Raw genomic sequence first — 251 nt, 5'->3', positions numbered from 1 at the left:
GTCAACGGCAATTCGGACGGCACGCTGCACTGGACCTTCAATTCCGGCAGCCAGAACTTCGACTTCCTGCCGGCCGGTTGGCAGACGCGTCTTGACTACACGGTCGAGGTCACCGACAGCAACGGCGCCAAGGACACGCAGGTCATCAGCATCCTGATCACCGGCACCAATGATGCGCCCGTCATCAGCATCCCGACCGGCGAAACCGTATCGACGACCGTCGACGGCTTTGTTGGCCAGGACGTCGTCAC

General features: G+C 61.8%; 1 protein-coding gene. It reads left to right on the top strand.

Annotated features, from left to right (window positions below; genetic code table 11):
• A partial coding sequence (locus tag ACPYOI_RS36600) for a VCBS domain-containing protein (protein ID WP_481420490.1) occupies positions 1-251 on the top strand: 251 nt, incomplete at both ends.

The sequence above is a fragment of the Rhizobium sp. SVR5-2C genome, from assembly GCF_056755115.1.
Note: the sequence above shows the minus strand (reverse complement) of the source record. Positions and strands in the feature narration are given on the sequence as shown.